Origin of the sequence: Halorubrum sp. Hd13 (assembly GCF_002252755.1) — an archaeon.
In the GTDB taxonomy this organism is placed as follows: domain Archaea; phylum Halobacteriota; class Halobacteria; order Halobacteriales; family Haloferacaceae; genus Halorubrum.
This window is the reverse complement of sequence record NZ_NHOY01000115.1, coordinates 62037-80380: the sequence shown is the minus strand read 5'-3', so window position 1 is coordinate 80380 and position 18344 is coordinate 62037. Positions and strand designations below refer to the sequence as shown.

15 protein-coding genes and 1 pseudogene are annotated in these 18344 nt (G+C 69.3%); 7 read left to right on the top strand and 9 right to left on the bottom strand.

Annotated features, from left to right (window positions below; translation table 11 throughout):
* Window positions 1–306, top strand: a pseudogene (locus DJ81_RS15820) (glucose-1-phosphate thymidylyltransferase); the annotation flags it as partial.
* 52 nt (window positions 307–358) lie between these two features.
* On the opposite strand, the gene DJ81_RS15815 reads toward DJ81_RS15820, so the two are convergent.
* On the bottom strand, window positions 359–562 hold the full coding sequence (locus DJ81_RS15815) for a hypothetical protein (protein WP_094524649.1): 204 nt from the start codon (window positions 560–562) through the stop codon (window positions 359–361).
* Between the two features lie 145 nt (window positions 563–707).
* Window positions 708–1886 (bottom strand): alpha-D-ribose 1-methylphosphonate 5-triphosphate diphosphatase, encoded by a 1179-nt coding sequence (locus tag DJ81_RS15810; protein WP_094590521.1) that lies wholly within the window; start codon window positions 1884–1886, stop codon window positions 708–710.
* Window positions 1887–2172: 286 nt separating this feature from the next.
* On the opposite strand from DJ81_RS15810, the gene DJ81_RS15805 reads away from it, so the two are divergent.
* Window positions 2173–2541: a hypothetical protein gene (locus DJ81_RS15805; RefSeq protein WP_094527240.1), complete on the top strand. Its 369-nt coding sequence runs from the start codon at window positions 2173–2175 to the stop codon at window positions 2539–2541.
* Window positions 2542–2584: 43 nt separating this feature from the next.
* Here DJ81_RS15805 and DJ81_RS15800 read toward each other — a convergent pair whose 3' ends face one another.
* Window positions 2585–2809 carry a hypothetical protein gene (locus DJ81_RS15800; RefSeq protein ID WP_241881429.1) on the bottom strand — a complete coding sequence of 75 codons (225 nt, stop codon included), beginning with the start codon at window positions 2807–2809 and terminating at the stop codon, window positions 2585–2587.
* Between the two features lie 269 nt (window positions 2810–3078).
* Here DJ81_RS15800 and aglF point away from each other — a divergent pair, with 269 nt between their 5' ends.
* Entirely contained in the window at window positions 3079–3840 is a 762-nt protein-coding gene (aglF, locus tag DJ81_RS15795) for a UTP--glucose-1-phosphate uridylyltransferase AglF (protein WP_094527241.1), read from the top strand.
* A gap of 53 nt (window positions 3841–3893) precedes the next feature.
* On the opposite strand, the gene DJ81_RS15790 is transcribed toward aglF, so the two are convergent.
* Entirely contained in the window at window positions 3894–4904 is a 1011-nt protein-coding gene (locus DJ81_RS15790) for a hypothetical protein (RefSeq protein ID WP_094527242.1), read from the bottom strand.
* Window positions 4905–5206: 302 nt separating this feature from the next.
* Here DJ81_RS15790 and DJ81_RS15785 point away from each other — a divergent pair, with 302 nt between their 5' ends.
* Window positions 5207–7729, top strand: a complete 2523-nt coding sequence (locus tag DJ81_RS15785) for a bacterio-opsin activator domain-containing protein (protein ID WP_094590515.1) — start codon at window positions 5207–5209, stop codon at window positions 7727–7729.
* Between the two features lie 105 nt (window positions 7730–7834).
* Here the strand turns inward: DJ81_RS15785 and DJ81_RS15780 are convergent, their stop codons facing one another.
* Together DJ81_RS15780 and DJ81_RS15775 are read right to left on the bottom strand one after the other, a co-directional pair.
* The gene (locus tag DJ81_RS15780; RefSeq protein ID WP_094527244.1) at window positions 7835–8119 is read right to left on the bottom strand and encodes a PadR family transcriptional regulator; all 285 of its coding nucleotides are present in this window, start codon (window positions 8117–8119) and stop codon (window positions 7835–7837) included.
* 150 nt (window positions 8120–8269) lie between these two features.
* Window positions 8270–8821 (bottom strand): hypothetical protein, encoded by a 552-nt coding sequence (locus tag DJ81_RS15775; protein WP_094590513.1) that lies wholly within the window; start codon window positions 8819–8821, stop codon window positions 8270–8272.
* Window positions 8822–9319: 498 nt separating this feature from the next.
* Here DJ81_RS15775 and DJ81_RS15770 point away from each other — a divergent pair, with 498 nt between their 5' ends.
* Together DJ81_RS15770 and DJ81_RS19370 are read left to right on the top strand one after the other, a co-directional pair.
* Window positions 9320–10585: a right-handed parallel beta-helix repeat-containing protein gene (locus DJ81_RS15770; RefSeq protein WP_094590511.1), complete on the top strand. Its 1266-nt coding sequence runs from the start codon at window positions 9320–9322 to the stop codon at window positions 10583–10585.
* Window positions 10582–12630 (top strand): hypothetical protein, encoded by a 2049-nt coding sequence (locus tag DJ81_RS19370; RefSeq protein WP_094590509.1) that lies wholly within the window; start codon window positions 10582–10584, stop codon window positions 12628–12630. The genes DJ81_RS15770 and DJ81_RS19370 overlap by 4 nt, the downstream gene beginning before the upstream one ends.
* 380 nt (window positions 12631–13010) lie before the next feature.
* Here the strand turns inward: DJ81_RS19370 and DJ81_RS15760 are convergent, their stop codons facing one another.
* From DJ81_RS15760 to fmdA, 3 genes are all read right to left on the bottom strand, one after another.
* Window positions 13011–14084 carry an aldo/keto reductase gene (locus DJ81_RS15760; protein ID WP_094527249.1) on the bottom strand — a complete coding sequence of 358 codons (1074 nt, stop codon included), beginning with the start codon at window positions 14082–14084 and terminating at the stop codon, window positions 13011–13013.
* A 101-nt stretch (window positions 14085–14185) separates the two neighbouring features.
* Complete coding sequence (locus DJ81_RS15755; protein WP_094590507.1) at window positions 14186–15859, bottom strand: TCP-1/cpn60 chaperonin family protein; 1674 nt, start codon at window positions 15857–15859, stop codon at window positions 14186–14188.
* Window positions 15860–15874: 15 nt separating this feature from the next.
* Window positions 15875–17146 carry a formamidase gene (gene fmdA / locus DJ81_RS15750; RefSeq protein WP_094590505.1) on the bottom strand — a complete coding sequence of 424 codons (1272 nt, stop codon included), beginning with the start codon at window positions 17144–17146 and terminating at the stop codon, window positions 15875–15877.
* 241 nt (window positions 17147–17387) lie between these two features.
* Between fmdA and DJ81_RS15745 the strand changes: the two genes are divergently transcribed.
* Window positions 17388–18290, top strand: coding sequence for an acyltransferase (locus DJ81_RS15745; RefSeq protein WP_094525861.1), 903 nt, complete (start codon window positions 17388–17390; stop codon window positions 18288–18290).
* Window positions 18291–18344: the final 54 nt, after the last annotated feature.

Here is an 18344-nt window from a genome sequence, read left to right as displayed (position 1 = left end):
GTGGAGATCAAAAACAGCGTCCTGATGGCGGACGCGACGGTCGGCCACCTCTCGTACGTCGGCGACAGCGTCCTCGGGCCGTCGGTGAACCTCGGCGCCGGGACGAACGTCGCGAACCTGCGACACGACGGGGAGCCGGTCGACGCGACGGTGAAGGGAGAGCGCGTCTCGACCGGGCGCAGGAAGTTCGGCGCGGTGCTCGGCCCCCGCGTGAAGACCGGCATTCAGACGGGTATCAACGCCGGGGTGACGCTCTCGGCGGACGCGCACACGGAACCCGGCGAGATCGTCCGTCGCGACCGGTGACTCGGCGACGCTCCGAGACGACGACTCCCCGAGACACGCGCCCGGGGGCCGCCTACGGCGCTCGGAACGAGCGTTCGCGGTCCGCGTCCTCTCGTCGCGCGGCTTCGCCGTTCGAGAGCCGCTTCCGCGGGAGGCAGTCGAGACAGCCGTGGACGCTGTCGCCGATCCCGAACACGCGCACGAATCTCCGACTCACGGCCGACCCGCACCGGCCGCACCGGCGGTTGACGTCGGTCGCCGTCTCGGGTTCTGTCATACCTCTCGGAGGGGAAGGCGGTCATTTTACTATACGCAGGATAGCGGCACCGACCGAACGCGGACGCGCGTTCATACCTTGTTAATCCGACACGTGTGACCGTCGACCGGCCCGCGCTCGCTCGCGGTCGGGCCGGGCGGACCGGTCAGCGCCCGACCGGCCGAGGCGGGGTTTCGGTCGCCGTCGCCTCGCCGGTTCGAATCGCCTCCGACCCCGCGACCATCGCTCGCTCGACGGTCGGGGTCGGCGAGGGATCGACGACGATGAGGTCCGCGCGGGCGCCGACCTCGATCCGTCCCCTGTCCGGCAGCCCGGCGACGTCGGCCGGGTTCCGCGTGACCCGGTTGACCCGAGCGGACAGCGGCTCGCCGGTCTCGACGAACGGCGCCGCGAGCAGCGACGCCGGGTGGTAGTCGGAACAGAGGGCGTCGAGGACTCCCGCTTCGATCGCGTCGCGGGCGCTCAGGTTGTCCCAGAGGCTCCCGCCGCGCACGAGGTTCGGCGCGCCCATCACGGTCGCGAGGCCGAGCTCCTTCGCGCGCCGGGCCGCGTCGATCGTGAGCGGGTACTCGCTGATCGCCGTCCCGTGGTCCGCCATCGTCTCGACGTCCGCCCGGCACTCGTCGTCGTGGGACGCGAGCGGGGCGCCGACGCGCCGAGCGAGCTCGACGATCCGAGCGATCCGACGGTCCCGGCTCGCGGCGTCCATCCCGCTCCGCTCCTCCGCGGCGGCCGCGGCGGCGTCGACCGGCCAGTTCCGGTCCTCGACGTAGTGCCGCTCGAACGACTCGGCGTCGTACTGGCCGTCCCCGGGGGCGTGGTGCATCACCGACACGAGGTCGACGTCGACCTCCGCGATCAGCTCCTCGACCGCGGCGGCGCTCGCGTCGGCGAGCTCGCAGCGCGCGTGCACGCGGTTGTCCCCGAGCGTGTCCGCCCCGCGGTCGACGGTCCGGGCGAGGCGGGCCGCGTTCTCGAGGCTCCGCCCGTCGTCGGGCGCCTCCTCGAACGCGAGGGCGTGGAACTTCGTCGTCACCCCGTGGAGGACGTTCATGCGGTCGGTCGTGGCGAGCGCGGCCGTCGGGTCCGTCTCGGCGCCGGACCGCGGCGCGAACTGCCCCTCGATGTCGTCTCCGTGGAGGTCGATCAGCCCCGGCATGACGACCCGACCGGCGGCGTCGACGCTCGTCCCGCCGCCCGACGCGTCGCCCTCGGACCGGTCTATCCGGACGATGCGCTCGCCGGCCACGACGACGCGACCGCCCTCGATGACGCCCGACGGCGTGACGATCCGCCCGTTCCTGATCTCGGTGAACTCCGTCACGGTAGCCACCTCCCGAACCGTCTCGGTCTCCGTGTCGGCGCCGATGACCCCTCGTTTCGTCTGACCGCGGGGAACCGCGCGCTCATGATCTCTCAGGTAAGCGGAGTAACGATATTGTTAAGCAGTGACAACCGGCGCTCGGTGTCCAGCTTCGAACCGATACGTGGTGGTTACTAATGGGCGAAACTCCCGTTTCGTCTGGTATGATAGCTCACATTTCGCGGACGATAACGGGTATCCGCGCCGGCGAAGACGCTCTCCCGGCGGACAGCGCCGACGAGGAGAGGTGAGCGGCGTGACGGGCCCCCGGAACGCCGACGAAGAGCTGACCGCCGACACGTGCCTGACGCTCCTCTCGAACGCGCATCGACGAGCGGTGCTGCTGACGATTTACGACCGCGTGGCCGACGACGTGGGCGACGAACCGGTCCCCGTCGAGGAGACCGTCGACGGGTCGATACCCGAGCCCGTGGAGATGTCGCTGAACCACAACCACCTGCCGAAGCTCGCGGAGCACGACGTCGTCCGGTGGGACCGCGAAGCTGGGACCGTCGCCGCCGGCTCGGCGTTCTCGCGGATCGAACCGTTCATCGCCCGCCTCGACGGCGACCGCGAGCGACTGCCGAACGACTGGCGACCCGACATCGACCGCTGAGTCGCCTCCTGCCGCCCGCCCGATCGGACGCGGTCCCGACCGCTCACCGCCACGCGACAGCGGAGACGTAGCTCCCCTCTTTGGCGGTGATCCACGCGGTCGTGCACTCCCGCTCGGTCGGCTCCGACGGGTGGAGGGTGCACTCGTCCGGCTTGTCGTCGTACCGCACGACCGTTCCCTCGAGCGTCGGACCCCGGTCGGGGGGCTCCGCGCTCGGTCGCGTCACCCCGCCGTCGGTCCGCCCGTCGTCGTTCCCTGTTCCGCTCATACTGTCAACTAATCTAACACCCTACATCGTTATTCGTCTCATATCCGCCCGCTCATCGACGGCAATGGCCAGTTACCGCGCCGCCGAGCGCCGAGCCGATAGGAGCGATATCTCCGTCGGCGCCTCACCCGACTCCGGCCGTCCGCGCCTGCTCCCGACCGCGGCCGTCGGCGTCTCGGCCGATCGTCCGCCGAACCGCCGGCGTCTGCCCCGTTCGTTCGCCGGTTATCCGGCGTATACTCTTGCTCGGTCGATCGGACGCTACACGTATGCAAGCAGTCGTGCTCGCCGCCGGCAAGGGAACGCGTCTCCGCCCGCTCACGGACGACAAGCCGAAGGTGCTCGTGGAGGTCGACGGGACGCCCCTCATCGAGGACGTCTTCGATAACCTCATCGACTGCGGCGCGACCGAACTCGTCGTCGTCGTCGGCTACAAGAAAGAGCAGATCATCGACCGCTACGGCGACGCCTACGAGGGCGTCCCGATCACGTACGCCCACCAGCGGGAGCAGCTGGGCCTCGCGCACGCCATCCTCCAGGCGGAGCCCCACGTCGACGACGACTTCATGCTGATGCTCGGCGACAACGTCTTCCGGGGGAACCTCGCCGACGTGGTCAACAGACAGCGGGAGGAGCGCGCCGACGCCGCCTTCCTCGTCGAAGAGGTCCCGTACGAGGAGGCGAGCCGGTACGGGGTGCTCGACACCAACGAGTACGGTGAGGTCGTCGAGGTCGTCGAGAAGCCAGACGATCCCCCGAGTAACCTCGTGATGACCGGCTTCTACACGTTCACCGACGCGATCTTCCACGCGTGTCACCTCGTCCAACCCTCCGACCGCGGCGAGTTCGAGCTGCCGGACGCCATCGACCTCCTCATCCAGTCCGGCCGCACCATCGACGCGCTCCGCCTCGACGGGTGGCGCGTCGACGTGGGGTACCCGGAGGACCGCGACCGGGCCGCCGAACGCCTTTCGGAGTCGGCGGATGCCGCCGCGGCGGACACGGGAGAAGAGGCCGTTGCCGAGGACTGACGGCGCCGATCGATTCCCCTGAGGGCTGACGGCGCCGGTCTGCCCCGCCGACGTTACTTGTATCCCTCGCTCGCGAGGTGGTGGTTCATCACCGACTCGATACCGTCGACGATCTGCTCCGCGTCGACGCTCTCCACCTCGGCGGTCCGCTTCCGGACCGTCCGGTCGCGGAGGTCCCACTCGCGGGTGAACTCCGATTCGATGCCGTGCGACCGGATCCGGTCGACCAGCCCCTCGATGGCGGTCTCGTCGGCCTCGACGATTTCTTCGTAGTCGATTACGCCGCGACGGAGCGCGCAGACGACGACGCCGGAGCTGATGTCTCCCTCGCCGAGCTCGCGCTCCCAGGTGGTGATCCAGTTCCCGATCCGCGCCATCTGCTGGAGGTCACAGAGGATGCTTCGAAGCGCGCCCAGCTCGGCCCGGTCGAACGAGGGCGAGTGCATGAGGTCGACGCAGGCGTACGGGAACATCGTCATGTTGTACGCGTCGTGACGCTCCGTCTCGGCGCGGTTCGCCATCGCCGGGTTGTCGTTCACGAGCCCGGAGTACTCCATCGCGTTGAACGTCTGCCGGAGGTCGTACTCGAAGACGTCGACGAACTCCCCGTACCGCGGCGCCTCCCTGACCTCCGCGTCGATCGTCTCCCACAGATCCGCGAGGTATTCGAGGACGCCGTAGTCGATCTCGTCGGACGTCCCGTCTATCCGCTCGGTCGCGTCGACGCCGAACGGAATCCGGCGACCGACGGCGAACGTCCCCTGATCCCCCTCGCTTTCGGCCAAGTCATCGAGGACCGTCACGAACATCGTCAACAGCGTCTTGTGTTCGTACACGGCCGACCGTTCTCGGCCCGGAACCGACGTTAACGTGAACTTATCGAAGAGGTTGTGTATCCACTTCCAGAGGAACCGATCCCGCTCCCCGATGACGCGAGCGTAGCGATCCGCGAACTCCCGCGCGGTTGGGGGGAGCGTAACATCGTTCACACGCCGGCTGTACTCTCCGGGGTCCGGTTTCCCCCATCCGTCGTTCGCCACGTTCCCGCGAGCTTCGGGTGCCATGTCAGTAAACACCACCATAACACAGTTAAGGCTTTTGTTCCACATTTTTATTATGATAATAAGTACGAAAGCGTGACAATCACGATACTTCATATGAATATTTGGCAAAATATAAGCTCCGTAACCGGGATTTTCATCCGTCGTTTCCCGGTCCGGCTCTCGTCTCAGTCGATATTTCGAACTGATGTCACTGAGAAATATAGTGTTCCGTGAAAGTGACGAGAGATTTATGTGTACCCGGGCGCTCGTGTCGTCGTGTTCAAACCGGGCCGGGGTGGAGGCCGATTCGCGACGGTGAGTCGATGGACCTGAGAGACGCCGACCACCGGGCGGCGATCGGTCAGTTCCTCGCGACGGCCGACATCGGATTCCTGTACGCGGACGGCTCGCACGCGATCGCCGACGCGAACGCGACGGTCGACGACCTGCTCGGCTCCGACGACGCGTCGGTCGGCACCGACCTGCGCGAGACGGACCCGAGCTTCGGTCCGGAGCTTCGGGACGCCGTCGAGGCGGCCGAGCGGAACGACCGGGTCGCCGAGACGGAGGTCACGACCGGCGACGGAACGACGCTCCAGTTCCGGGCGGTCCCGGGCCGCGGCGGCGTCGGCGTGCTCGTCTCCGACGCCACCCGGGACTTCGAGCTGCGCCGCGACCTCAGGCGGTCGAACCGCATCCTCGAGACGCTGGAGGACGGCGTGTACACGCTGAACGAGGCGTTCGTCATCACGTCGGTCAACGAGGCGGTCACGGAGATGACGGGGTACGACCGCGAGGAGCTCGTCGGGTCGCACGCGTCGATGGTCGCGGGGAGCGAGACGCTCGAAAAGGCCGAGGAGATCCTCGCGATGCTCCGCGGCGACGGCTCCGACATCGGCATGATCGAGTCGTCGATAAGGACGGCGTCGGGAGAACTGCTGCCGATCGAGACGCAGTTCTCCTCGGTCGAGTTCGACGACGGCCGTCGCGGGCGCGTCGGCGTCATCAGGGACGTGACCGACACCCGGCGGAACGAGAGCGCCCTCCGCGAACTGAGCCGCTCCGCCCGGCGGCTCCTCCGCGCCGACGACGGGGAATCGATCTTCGAGACGATCGTCGACGTGATCGCCTCGGTCTGGCCCGACGCCGCCGTCGTGACGTACTCGTTCGACCGGACCGAAGCGAGGCTGGTCCCCGCCGCCGCGTCCGGCGGCGACCACGACGCGTGCGGGCCGGGAAGCCCGGTCTGGGAGGCGTTCACCGCCGGGTCCGACGCCGCCGAGACGACGATCGACACGGCCCGATCGGTCCGGACGGACGACGACGCCTCCCCGCACTTCCAGCGGGTCGCCGACGCCGCGGGGGACGACCCCTCCGGCGGTGACCCGTCGACCGACGCGGACGCGGTCGCTCCGACTGGGCGGGTGGTCGAGCGATCGACCGAGCCCGACGACTCGTCCGGTCGCACCCTGTACGCGACGCTCGACGGACACGGCCTCTTCCGCGTCGACTTCGGCTCCGCGGAGCCGGCGGGGAACGTCGAGGAGCCGGTCGGCCTGTTGGCCGCCAACGCCGTCGCGGCCCTCGACAGCGTCGAGCGCGAGACCGAGCTCTCCCGGAACCGACAGCGACTGGAGCGTCTCGACGGGCTCAACGACCTCCTCAGGCGGATCAACGGCGAGCTCGTCGACGCGGACACCCTCGACGAGATCGCGACAGCCGTCTGCGACACGCTCGTCGAGGCCGACTCCGTCGAGTTCGTCTGGGTCGGGGAGACGTACCGATCCGGCGGCGATCCGACCCCGATGGCGCGGGCGGGCGAGTCCGACGGCTTCCTCGAGGCGCTCCGGCGCGAGGACGCTCCGCTTCCGGGGGCCGACGGCGGCGACCGCTCCGCCGACACCGCCGGGCTCCCGGGCGTCCGAGCCGTCGAGACGGGCGAGCCCGTCCGCGTGTCCGACGTGTCGGACGGGCTCAGGCGCGAGCGCTGGCGGGAGCGAGCGCTCGCGCGCGGATACCGCTCGGTCGTCAGCGTCCCGCTCTCGTACGATGACCTGTGTTACGGCGTCCTGTCCGTGTACGCCGACCGGGGGTCGGTGTTCGACGACGAGTTCGGCGACCTGCTCGTCGAGCTCGGAGACAACGTCGCGAACGCCATCAGCAGCGTGGAAACCAGGCGGTCGCTTCGAACCGGCTCCCTCGTGGAGCTGGAGCTGCGCCTCGACGACCCCGACGCGCTCCTGTCGCGGATCGCGTCCGCCTTCGGGGAGCCGATCCGGGTCGAGGGCACCGTCCCGCGGGGAGACGGTCGATCGCTGGTGTACCTCACCAGCGACGGGGACCGGTCCGACGTGACGGAGTCGGTGAGCGCCGTGGAGTCGATCCGCGAGATGGGCGGCGGACCGACCGGGCGCCTGGAGGCGTCGGTGAACGGCGCCACCGCGGCCGACAGGGTGAGCGCACACGGGGGGAGTATCGGCCGGATGGTCGCCGACGCCGGCGGCGTGGAACTGACGACCACCTTCCCGCGGTCAGTGGACGTGCGGCGGATAATCGAACACCTCGAGGAGCGGTACGACCGCGTCGAGCTCCGCTCCCGTCGGGACCGATCCGGGAGCGACGGTCCCGGCGCTCGGACCGGCTTCTCCGACGGACTCACTGACAGGCAGCGGGAAGCGATCGAAACGGCGTACCTCGGCGGCTACTTCGAGTGGCCGCGAGCGAGCACCGGCGAGGAGGTCGCGACGGCGATGGACATCACCCAACCTACGTTCAATCGCCACCTCCGAACCGCCGAGCGGAAGCTGCTCGGAACGATTCTCGGCGACGTCGACGCCGGCGACTGACCGCTCTCTTCCTCGTCCGCCGCGACGCGTACGGGCGCCGGTTACGCGACCGATAGCGGCGGCTTCACCCCGAGACGGGGGCCGGTGACGTCGGTCGACGACCGATCACAGCTCCACGTAGCGGCCCTCCCACTGGCGGCGTTCGCGGAGGCCCTCCATCCCCTTCTCCGTCAGCTCGTAGAAGTTCGTGCGACGGTCGCTCTCGCCCTTTTCGATGTACCCCCGCTCGACCAGCGTATCGAGGTTCGGATAGAGCCGGCCGTGGGTGATTTCATCCATCGACGTCTGTAGCTCCGTTTTGATCTCTTGTCCCGACGGTCTCTCGGCTCCCGCGATCACGTAGAGGAGATCCCGTTGGAAGCTCGTGAGCTCGAAAAGGGGATCAGGCATGGTCCACGTTTCGCCGGACCCTCGCTTTGTTATAAAGACGTAAACACTGGATTTCGGTCCACGCCCGCTCTCGAGCCGGTCCCGTCGCTCGCCGGCTCCCGGTATGCTTCTGTTAACGCGGCGGGAAGACCGCGGATCCGGAACCCCCGTTCAGGCCCGCCACTGCCGACCGGCGATCCCGACGAGCGCGAGGACGCTCACCATCGTCCATCCGGCCGGAGGCACCGCCGAGAGCACTCCGAGCCCGAGCGCTCCGGCCGTGACGACCGCCGCGATACCCACGGCGAGCAGGAACGCGGTCCGCTCCGACGCGGCCGCGTTCCGGTCGGCCTCGGGATCCAACTCCAGGTACACCTGAACCTGCGACGCGGCGTCCCGAAGCGCGACCGTCCCGCGGTCGTTGTCGAAGTCGACCACCCCGAGCGCGTCCATCCGCGGGAGGTGACACTGATAGAGGGCGATGCGAACGCGCTTCCGCTCCTGCGAGGTGAGCTGTCGAACGGCGGTGTCGTTTTCGCGCGCGGCGACGTGTTCGGCGACGTCGGAGAGCTCCGCGGATCCGCCGTGCTCGTGGAGGTACCGCATGACCGCCCGCCGCCGGTCGTTCTTGAGAACGTCGAACACGTTGGTCGTCGTCAACCGCTGGCCGTCCCCGGTTTCGGCGGATTCGTTGATTTGGCTTCCCTCTACCCCTTTAATCATCACTAAACACATACCGTTCCACCGTAATAGTCATTCGGAAATCATTATTTTCTGACAAAACTGTCGGAGGTGCCGTCGCCGGCGACGACCCGTATCGCCGTCCTCCCCCTCGGCTATCGGTTCAGTTCGAGCCGACCGGACGACTGGACCGACGCGATGCGCGTGAGACCGGCGCGAGAAGAGGTGCCCGCGGCACCGGCGCGAGACGACGCCCTCCCCGGGCCTGTCGTCGCGGTTCCCCGGGGTAGTTCATCGAGCGGGGCGCCATCCGCGACGTGGCGGGCGGTGAGAGGGACCCGACGTCGGCGTCCCCGAGATCGGCGCGGTGCAGTACCGCGACTGCGGTCCCGTTCGTTCCCCCGAGATATCGTTATAATCTCTCTTATTTTTATAAGCTAGCTAATAACAATTCGGGCTACCCCCCGATACTCCGTCATGACCGACGGTGGCCCAGACGAGAAGATATCGCGCCGAACAGCACTTCAGAGAGGCGGTCTCGTGGTCGGGGGGGCGGCGATCGGGCTCTCCGGAGCCCCCACGACGGCCGCCGAACCGACGGAGATCAATCGGTGCACGTCGCTGACCGAACCGGGCGAGTACGTCCTCGTCGACGACCTCGACGCGGAGGGCGACTGTCTCACTCTCGGTCCCGGCGTCACGCTGGACGGGAACGGACACGCGATCTCCGGCGACGGCTCGGGGATCGGTATCGCGTTCGACCTCGGCCGCGACGAGGGGGCCGTCGTCAGAGACCTGCGGATAGCGAACTTCGCCGCGGGCGCGTCCCTCGCGTTCGCGGACGGCGAGATAACGCTCGCGGACGTCTCCATCACGGACAACGCCGTCGGGGTCCGCGGCGGGCCGGAGAGGCGGATCACGGTCCGCAACTCTGTCATCAGCGGAAACAAAATTGGTATCGGCACCACTGAGGGCACCCGGCTATCGATAACGGAGACCACGCTGAGCGGAAACACGGATGCGGCAGTGTCCACCAACTCGGGGCACGTCACGGAGCTGAAGCGCAGCACGGTGCGAGACAACGGCGCCGGCGTCGCCACCGGCGCGGGGACGTTCGTCGACAACACCGTCGCCGACAACGACGGGTTCGGCCTGCGACTGATCGGCCTCGTCGCGCCGGGGGACCTCGGCGACGCCACCGTCGTCGGGAACGAGATCCGGGACAACGACGGTCCGGGGATCGAGTTCACCTCCAGCGGCGGAGCCGTCAGCGGAAACGCGATCGTCGGCAACCGGACCGGGATCCTGCTATCGGGCGTCGCCGACGGCTTCGGCGATTCGACGCCCGAGTACGAGTTCACCGGGAACGACATCGAGGGCAACGAGGAGTTCGGCGTTCGGAACGCGTCGGCGCAGACCGCGGTCGCGTCGTGTAACTTCTGGGGCGACCCGACCGGGCCCGTCGCGGCGGAGACCCCGGCGGCGGCCCCGGCGGGAGACGAGGTCGACGGCGACGTCGAGTTCGTCCCGTGGTCGGTCGAGCCCGTCCGCGGCGGCGACCCCGTCTGTTTCGGGGGACAGGCGATAGGCGACTTCGAGAGTCAGCCGACCGACCCGGACGGGGACGGTCGCTACGAGGACGTCGACGGCGACGGCGACGTCGACGGCGACGACGTGGAAGCCATGTTCGCGAACCGGGACGACGAGCTGATCCGGAGCCACCCGGACGCGTTCGACTTCAGCGACGACGGCGCCGTGGACGTCGTCGATGTCCGGAAGCTGTTCAACGAGGTGTCGAGCCGATGAGCATCGGCTCCCTCTCCGCGACGCTCAACGCGAAGAGCGTCGTCGTCCTCGCGGCGATCGCGGTGGTCGGCATCGGCGGCATCGGCGGGGCCGTCGCTGGCGTCGGACCCACCGGCGGCTTCGACGTCCCGTTCGCTCAACAGCAGGAGCCGACGTCGGCTCCCGAAACCGCGGTTCACCTCGGACCGAGCGACGCGACGGTCCGCGTGGGCGAGACGGCGACGTACGACGTGGTCGTCGCGAACGCGTCCGGCGGCGTCGGCGACCACGTCGCCGTCGTCAGCGTCGACGACCCGAGCGTGGCCTCGATAAGGGAGGTCTCCCTGCGCGGGAACCAGTCCGCCGAGGCGGCCGAGGTCTCGATAGCCCCCGACGGCTCGTCGGCCAACCTGACGGCCGCACCGACGGACGCGGCCGACGGGGGGAGCGTCGTCGTCGCGACCGTGACGGTCGGCGGCGACGCCCCCGGAACCAGCGACGTCGGGCTGCGCGTCGACGGGCTCGACACCGACGCCGGGGACTCGTACAACGTCACCGACGTGGGCGGCGCCGCGATCGCGGTCGAACCGAACCCGGACCCGGCGGAGTTCCGGGTGTCGAGGCTGAACGCGTCTCACAACGTGACGCAGGGGGAGCCGTTCAACGTCTCCGTGTCGGTCACCAACGACGGCGACCTGGAGGCGACCCAGACGGTCCGGTACGAACTCGATCTCGCCGACAGCGAAGCGGTCGTCGGAAACGGAACGGCCACCGGCAACGGAACGGCCACCGGCAACGAAACGGCCACCGGCAACGGAACGGCCGCCGCCGACGAAACGGTCGATTCCGACGAGCCCTTCGAAGCCGACAGGGTGGTGGCCACCCGAGAGGTGACGCTCGCGGGTCACGACAGGGAGACCGTCACGTTCAGCGGCGTGAACGTGACCGACGTCGACCCCGGATCGCACCGCCACGGCGTCTCCACCGAGAACGACTCCGTGACCGGGGTCGTCGACGTGGAGGCGGCCGCGCGGTCGGATCCCGGTCCCGAGACCGCCGTGCGACTCCTCCCGAGCGGGGTTCCGGTCGACGCCGACGAACCGGAGGTCACCGGCGAAACGGTCGACCCCGGCGAGACGACGACGTACGACGTGGTCGTCGCGAACGCGTCCGGCGGCGTCGGGGCCTACGAGTTCACCGTCGACGTGGAGGACGTCACCTACGCCACGGTGGCGGACGTCACCGCGCGGGGCGGCGCGTCCGACGCGACGACCGAGGTCGTCTTCGTCGAGGACGGCGCCGCGGCCAACGTGACGGCGGTGCCCGCGGACACCGACGACAACGGGAGCGTCACCGTCGCGACGCTCGCGATCGAGGGGCACGCCGTCGGCACGACCGACCTCGGACTGCGCGTCGACGCGCTCGCGAACGAGAACGGCACCCGGTACAACGTAACGACAGTGACCGGCGCCACGATCACGTCTGAGAGCGACTACTCCGGCGGGTCTGCGTCGACCGGCGACGGAGACGCGTCCGACGACGGCGGACCGACCTCTCGCGACGAGATCAGCCGAGCGAAGTACGGCGTCGCCTTCGAGGACCTCGGTAGCAAAACGGTCGGCGAAGTGCAGGCGATCTACAACCGGCAGCCGTTCCCCGGCGACGCCGACCCCGCCGAGGTCGACACCCGCGACGAGATAAGCGACGCCCGATACAACGCGTCGTTCTCCGAGCTGGATCGCGACGCCGCGATCGAGGTGCAGAACGCGTACGACGCGCAGTTCGGGTCGCTCCCGTCCGACCCGGGGCACAGCCGCGACAACATCAGTCGAGCGCTGTACGACGCCGACTTCGCGGAGCTCGACGCCGAACAGACGGGGGAGGTGCAGGCGATCTACAACCGGCAGCCGTTCCCCGACGACGTGACTCCCGACGAGATCCGGACCCGCGACGAGATCACCAACGACCGATACGGGGTGCAGTACGACTACGACGACATCAGCCGCGGGACGAAGATCGAGATTCAGAACGCCTACGACGCGCAGTTCGGCGACGGCGAGGAGTAGCCCGACGCCCTCGCCTCCCGCGGGGATCTCGCCGGCCCGCTCGCGGCCGGCGGCGTCGCGTGGCGTTTATAAGAGCAAGGCGGCAAACAGCGACTGTGGTGGCCGTGACGACGTGTTACCCCCACTGAGCCCCTTGTGACGAGGGTTTCCTACCGAGCCACCACGCTCGACGCGCCGAGCCGCGGCTCTCGCCCGCGGGCGATCACCGTTCCGCCGGGAGCGCGGCGAAAGCGGTTTCGGCCGGGAGCGCGGCGAAAGTGGTCGGGAGCGCCGTCGACGGCTCGCAGTCCCGCGGTCTCGACGCGAAAAAGGCGGGTTCGGATCGGCGACGGTCCGTCGGAGCGGTACGTCGGGAACCCGGGACGCCGGGCGGTCCGAGGTCAGTACGACGCGGCGCGCTTGTCGAGGCCGGCCGCCTCGATGTCCTCGCCGTCGACGGAGGTGCGGAGGACGTCCATCCCGTCGTCGCGGTCGACGTCGAAGTTGCGGGCGTACAGCTCGTCCAGGCGGTCGTACTCCGCGTCGGAGATCGGCGGCACGTCGGCGGCGGCGCTCCACTCGGCGATGTCGTCGCCGTCGCGGAACGTCGGCGTGACGGACGCGACCTCGTCGTGGGCGAGCAGCCAGCGGATCGCGGCCTGCGCCATCGTGCGGGTCCCCTCGACGCCGTCCGGGTCCTCGAGGAAGCGGATCGCCTCGACCTTCTCCCAGCCGGTCTCGTACCACTCCTTCGGGCGGTGCGAGCGGTGGTCGCCGTCTTCGAGGACGGTGTCGGGCGTCACCTGCTCGTTGAGCAGGCCGGAGGAGTGCGGGACGCGGGCGATCACGGAGGTGTCCGAGCCCGTCTCGCGGATGGTATCGACGAAGTGGCGCCCGGGCTCCTGCTCGAAGAGGTTGAACACGGTCTGGACCGCGTCGAACTCCTCGTACTCGACGGCGGCGTCGCCCTCGGCGAGCCAGCCGATCGAGGGGCCGAGCGCCCAGCCGAGCGCGCGGACGCGCCCCTCGGCCTTCCACTCGCGGAGGAGGTCGCGCACCTCTGGGGTCACCTCGTCGACGTTGGCGTTGTGAAGCTGGAGCACGTCGACGTAGTCGGTGTCGAGTCGGTCCAACGAGGCCTCGAACGCCTCGGTGAGGTACTCCTCGTTCAGCTCCTTCGGGAGCTCGCCGTGGCCGGCCTGCGGGTTGTCGTAGAAGTCGTAGCCGATCTTCGTCGACAGCGTCACCTCGTCGCGGCGGCCGTCGATCGCTTTCCCGATGATCGCCTCGCTGTCGCCGTGGCCGTACACGTCGCCGGTGTCGACGTAGGTGACGCCGGCGTCGAGGGCCTCCTCGACCATCTCGACCGCCTGTTCGTCCGAGCGGTCGCCCCACCAGTCGGTGCCGACGACCCACGCGCCGAAGCCGATCTCCGAGACCTCGACGCCCGAGTTCCCGAGTTCGCGCTGTTGCATACCCCGATTTGGGGATCGGGACACTTAGCGGGTGCGGTCTCCCCCACGCCGCGGGACTGCGGCGCCGATTCATAAGCGACCGCCGGAGGCGGACGGCCCGATCAGTGGCTCAGCGCCCACGGGTAGCCGCCGGCGTGACCGTCGCTTTCACCTTCGCCGTCGCTCCCGTGGCCGTGACGGTCGTCCCCGGGATGACCGCGTCCGTCGCCGTCGTCCCCGTGCCCCTCGATCGCCTCCGCGTCCAGCGTCTCGTCGACGCGCAGCACGAGCCCCGCGGTCCGGACCGCGGTCTCGAGGCAGCGCGCGGGGACCGCGACCGGCTCGACCGCGCCCGCGTCGAACATGTCGCGGACCGCGCCGGAGCGGGCGACGCCGGCGGCCGTCTCCCCGTCGCGGTGACGGTTGCGGAGCGCGACCAATGCGTCGATCGGGTCCGCGCCCGCGTTCCTCGCGAGCGTTCGCGGGATCACGGTCACCGCGTCCGCGAACGCCTCCACCGCGAGCGCCGACCGATCGTCGACGCCCGACGCGCGGTCGGCCACGGCGCGGGAGACGGCCATCATGGCTGCGCCGCCGCCCGGAACCGCGCCGCCGCCGCGAGCGGCGTGACGCGAGACCGCGAGGCAGTCCTCGACGATCCGCTTCGTCTCCTCGGCGACGTGCGGCGTCCCGCCGCGTAGGAGGAGCGACTCGTGCGACTCGCCCGGGAGGCCCGAGAGCTCGATCACGGCGCCACCGCCGACCGACCGACAGCGGACCGAACCGACCGCCCCGAGCGCGTCCCGGTCGAGGTCCGCGACCGCGGTCACTGCGGTCGCGTTCGCGGCGCGAGCGATCGCGTCGAACTCGTCCCGTCTGGTGCGCTCGACGGGGAGCACGCCGGCGCGCGCGAGTTCGGTCTTCGCCCCGTGGTCGATCGACTTCTGACACACGAGCACGTCGACATCGCGGTCCGTGACCGACCGAACCAGCCCGCTTCTGCTCGCCCGTTCGTGCTCCCTGACGGCCGCGAGGTCGTCGGGGCTCTCAACGGTCACCCGTCCCGACGCCTCGGCGGCGGGAACGGCCACCTCGCCGTCGATGAGCGCGATCGTCGGGTCCGCGAGCGCTCGGCGGCCGCCGCCCCCGGACTCGCCGACCGTCGTCGACGAGCCGTCGACGTCGACGAGGATCCCGTTCACCCGCTTCGAGTCGGCCAGTTCGCCGCCGGGATACGCGTGGACCGTGAGCCGGGCGGGGTCGCAGTCGACCGCGCGCAGCGCGTCCACCGTGATGTCGGCGAACCGCCGGGCAGACGCCGCGTCCCAGCGGCCCGTGACCGCCGTCGACGCGACCTCTCGGAGCCGCTCGTCGCCCGGCTCGACCGGCACGCTGAGCTCGCGGAGCGCGTCGCGGGCGTGCGAGGCCGCGCCGGCGTAGCCGTCCACGATCGAGGTCGGGTGGAGGCCCTGATCGGCGAGTCCGTCGGCCGCGCCGAGGAGCGCGCCGACGAGCAGGGCCGTCGTAGTGGTCCCGTCGCCGACGTGCCGCGCGTGCGCCTGAACCGCGTCCCGTATCACGCGGCCGATCGGGGCGTCGATCTCCAGCCCGTCGAGGACGGTCGCGCCGGTGTTCGTCACGACGACGCTTCCGCTCCGGTCGATCACCATCTTGTCCAGCCCGTTCGGGCCGAGCGTGCTCCGGAGCGTCGCCGCGATCGCCTTCCCGGGCCCGAGCGGATCGTCGGGTCCCCTTTCGGTGCTCGCTCCCGCCGTCGCTTCGGTCGTGAACGTCATCTCGTATCGTCTCGCTCACTCGAGCGGGTCGTCGGTGACGAGGAGGTCGCCGCGGTCCGCCCGATTGTCGAGGTTACCGGGGGAGACGTCGAACTCGAAGACGCCCTTCGGGACCGCCAGCGTCGAGCACGCGTTCGGAACGTCGACGACGCCGCTCTGGCGCCCCTCGGCGGGGACCGTCCCGAGGATATGGAGCGCCTGCTGACCCGTGTAGCCGAACTTCTTGAGGTAGTCGATGGCTTGCAGACACGCCCGGCGGTAGGCGGTGTGCGAGTCGATGTAGCGCTGCTCGCCGTCCTCGGTCACGGAGTAGCCGCAGAACGTGACGTAGTCCTCGAAGTTGGGGCCGCGGTGGCCGGGTTCGAAGATCGGGTGGTCGACGCCGTGTTTCTCCATCCCGTCTTTGATCAGGTCGAACTCCACGTCCGCGTACGCCGCCATCTCGATCGCGCCGCAGAACGTGATCTCCCCGTCGCCCTGCGAGGCGTGGAAGTCTCCCAGCGCGAAGTTCGCCCCCTCGACGTAGACGGGGAAGTACACCGTCGAGCCGATGGAGAGGTCCTTGATGTCGTGGTTCCCGCCGTGTTCGCGCGGCGGTACGGTCCTCGCGGCCTCCTCGGCCGCCGCCTCCGCCTCCTCCGGGTCCATCTCGCCCATCTGTGCGCCCTCCGTGGTCGGCGGGTTCGCGACGCCCGGCTCCGCCTCTCCGGTCGGGTGATTCGGGATCGAGCTCGGGTCTTCCTCGTGTCTGTCGATCAGCTCCTGCTCCCGTTCGTTCCACTCCTCGAGGAGTTCTTGGCTCGGCGCACAGCCCGCGAGCCCCGGATGGATCTTCCCCTCGTAGCGGACGTCGGGGACGTGCCGCGAGGAGACGGTGTACCCGTTGATCTCCCAGATCGACTTCGCGGCGTCCGGGAAGTGATCGGTGAGGAAGCCGCCCCCGTTCTGCTGGGAGAAGGTCCCGGTGAAGCCGAACTCGGAGCGGTCGTTCAGCGGTCCCATGTCGTGGAACTCGACTTTCAACAGGTCGCCGGGCTCAGCCCCCTCGACGCGGACCGGGCCGGCGAGGTAATGCACCTGCGTCAGGTCCACGTCCCTGACCTCGTTCGGGTCGTCGTTGTCCGATATCTGTCCGCCCGTCCAGTCCAGCGCTTCGAGCCGAATCGTCTCCCCCGGCTCCGCCTCCACGACGGCCGGGATGTCGGGGTGCCATCGGTTGAACGGCTTGGCCGTCGGCTGCTCGTCCGGCGGGCTGTCGACGTCGACCTCGAATTTTACTTCTGGCATGTGGTACCGCGTATCAGTACAGCGAACCGTCTCAAAAGTGTTGTTGGATCAATAATTATGTTGAAAATACATGATCTCGGACGGCTCTTCGCCGCCGATACGTCGCCTCTCGCGAGTTCCGGTCCCGAGAATCGCCCTGTTGCTCACGATCGCCGGCGCGCGGGCGCCACGACCGTCGGTCGCTGAAGCGCGCCCGCCGCACAACCGAATCCCTTTGAAGCACGGTGACGAAGGTGGCCCGATGACAAAGCGACACGTGTCCCTCCCCGACGGCGCAGAGGCCGGGGTCCGAGGGTTAATCGACGAGGTGGACGAGCGGCTCTCCTCGGACGAGGACACCTGTAACGTCGTTCGCGACGTCCTGATCGACCTCCACGGCGACCGCGAGCGCTGGGAGGCGTGGCAGGACGGGGAGTCGGTGTCGCGGGCCGAGCGCGTCCGCCTGCAGGGGTACGACCCGTGCAACGCGACGCTGGAGTCGGAGTACTACGCCGAGAAGGACGAGGACCGCTTCCAGCGCTCGAAGCACCTCCAGTGGCTCTGGCGCCAGTTCGACGCGACGCCGATGGCGGACAACGTCGAGTTCGCGCTCCGGTTCCGCCAGATGCTCGGAAACCACCTGTTCGCCGAGTGCGGGGACGACTGCCGCTTTTTCAAGGGGATCTCCGTCACGTACGGCCACAACATCGAGGTCGGCGACAACGTCGTGATCCACGACGACGTGCACCTCGACGACCGGGGGAAGCTGACGATCGGCGACCGCGCGTCGGTCTCCGACGGCGTCCACCTCTACAGCCACGACCACGACCTCGTCGATCAGACCGAGGTCCGCAACTTCCACACGATCGTCGAGGAGGACGCCCGCGTCACCTACGACGCGATGGTGCGCGCCGGCTGTCGGATCGGCGAGAACAGCGTCGTCGGCGCGCGCTCGGTCGTGCAGGGCGACGTCCCGGCCCACCACGTCGTCGTCGGCTCGCCCGCCCGCAGCGTCCGCGTGAAACCGGGCTGGGAGGAGGCCGCCGCCGACCTGGAGGACGGACGGCTCCCCGACAACCAGGACGAGCGCGAGATCGAGTACGACCTCCCCGACGACCTCGACCAGTTCGACGAGTTCCAGCGGGACCTGCGGCCGCCGAAGTAGGACCGACTACCGGTGCGTCGCGGTTCGACCGCTCCGGTCGATCAATCGTAAATA

What these genes read in the sequence shown, in the direction of transcription:
- aglF (WP_094527241.1), top strand. Translation starts at nt 3,079, where the DNA reads ATGCAAGCAGTCGTGCTCGCCGCCGGCAAGGGAACGCGTCTCCGCCCG.
- DJ81_RS15745 (WP_094525861.1), top strand. Translation starts at nt 17,388, where the DNA reads ATGACAAAGCGACACGTGTCCCTCCCCGACGGCGCAGAGGCCGGGGTC.
- DJ81_RS15780 (WP_094527244.1), bottom strand. Translation starts at nt 8,119, where the DNA reads ATGCCTGATCCCCTTTTCGAGCTCACGAGCTTCCAACGGGATCTCCTC.
- DJ81_RS15815 (WP_094524649.1), bottom strand. Translation starts at nt 562, where the DNA reads ATGACAGAACCCGAGACGGCGACCGACGTCAACCGCCGGTGCGGCCGG.
- DJ81_RS15785 (WP_094590515.1), top strand. Translation starts at nt 5,207, where the DNA reads ATGGACCTGAGAGACGCCGACCACCGGGCGGCGATCGGTCAGTTCCTC.
- DJ81_RS15755 (WP_094590507.1), bottom strand. Translation starts at nt 15,859, where the DNA reads ATGACGTTCACGACCGAAGCGACGGCGGGAGCGAGCACCGAAAGGGGA.
- DJ81_RS15760 (WP_094527249.1), bottom strand. Translation starts at nt 14,084, where the DNA reads ATGCAACAGCGCGAACTCGGGAACTCGGGCGTCGAGGTCTCGGAGATC.
- DJ81_RS15790 (WP_094527242.1), bottom strand. Translation starts at nt 4,904, where the DNA reads ATGGCACCCGAAGCTCGCGGGAACGTGGCGAACGACGGATGGGGGAAA.
- DJ81_RS15800 (WP_241881429.1), bottom strand. Translation starts at nt 2,809, where the DNA reads ATGAGCGGAACAGGGAACGACGACGGGCGGACCGACGGCGGGGTGACG.
- DJ81_RS15775 (WP_094590513.1), bottom strand. Translation starts at nt 8,821, where the DNA reads ATGATTAAAGGGGTAGAGGGAAGCCAAATCAACGAATCCGCCGAAACC.
- fmdA (WP_094590505.1), bottom strand. Translation starts at nt 17,146, where the DNA reads ATGCCAGAAGTAAAATTCGAGGTCGACGTCGACAGCCCGCCGGACGAG.
- DJ81_RS19370 (WP_094590509.1), top strand. Translation starts at nt 10,582, where the DNA reads ATGAGCATCGGCTCCCTCTCCGCGACGCTCAACGCGAAGAGCGTCGTC.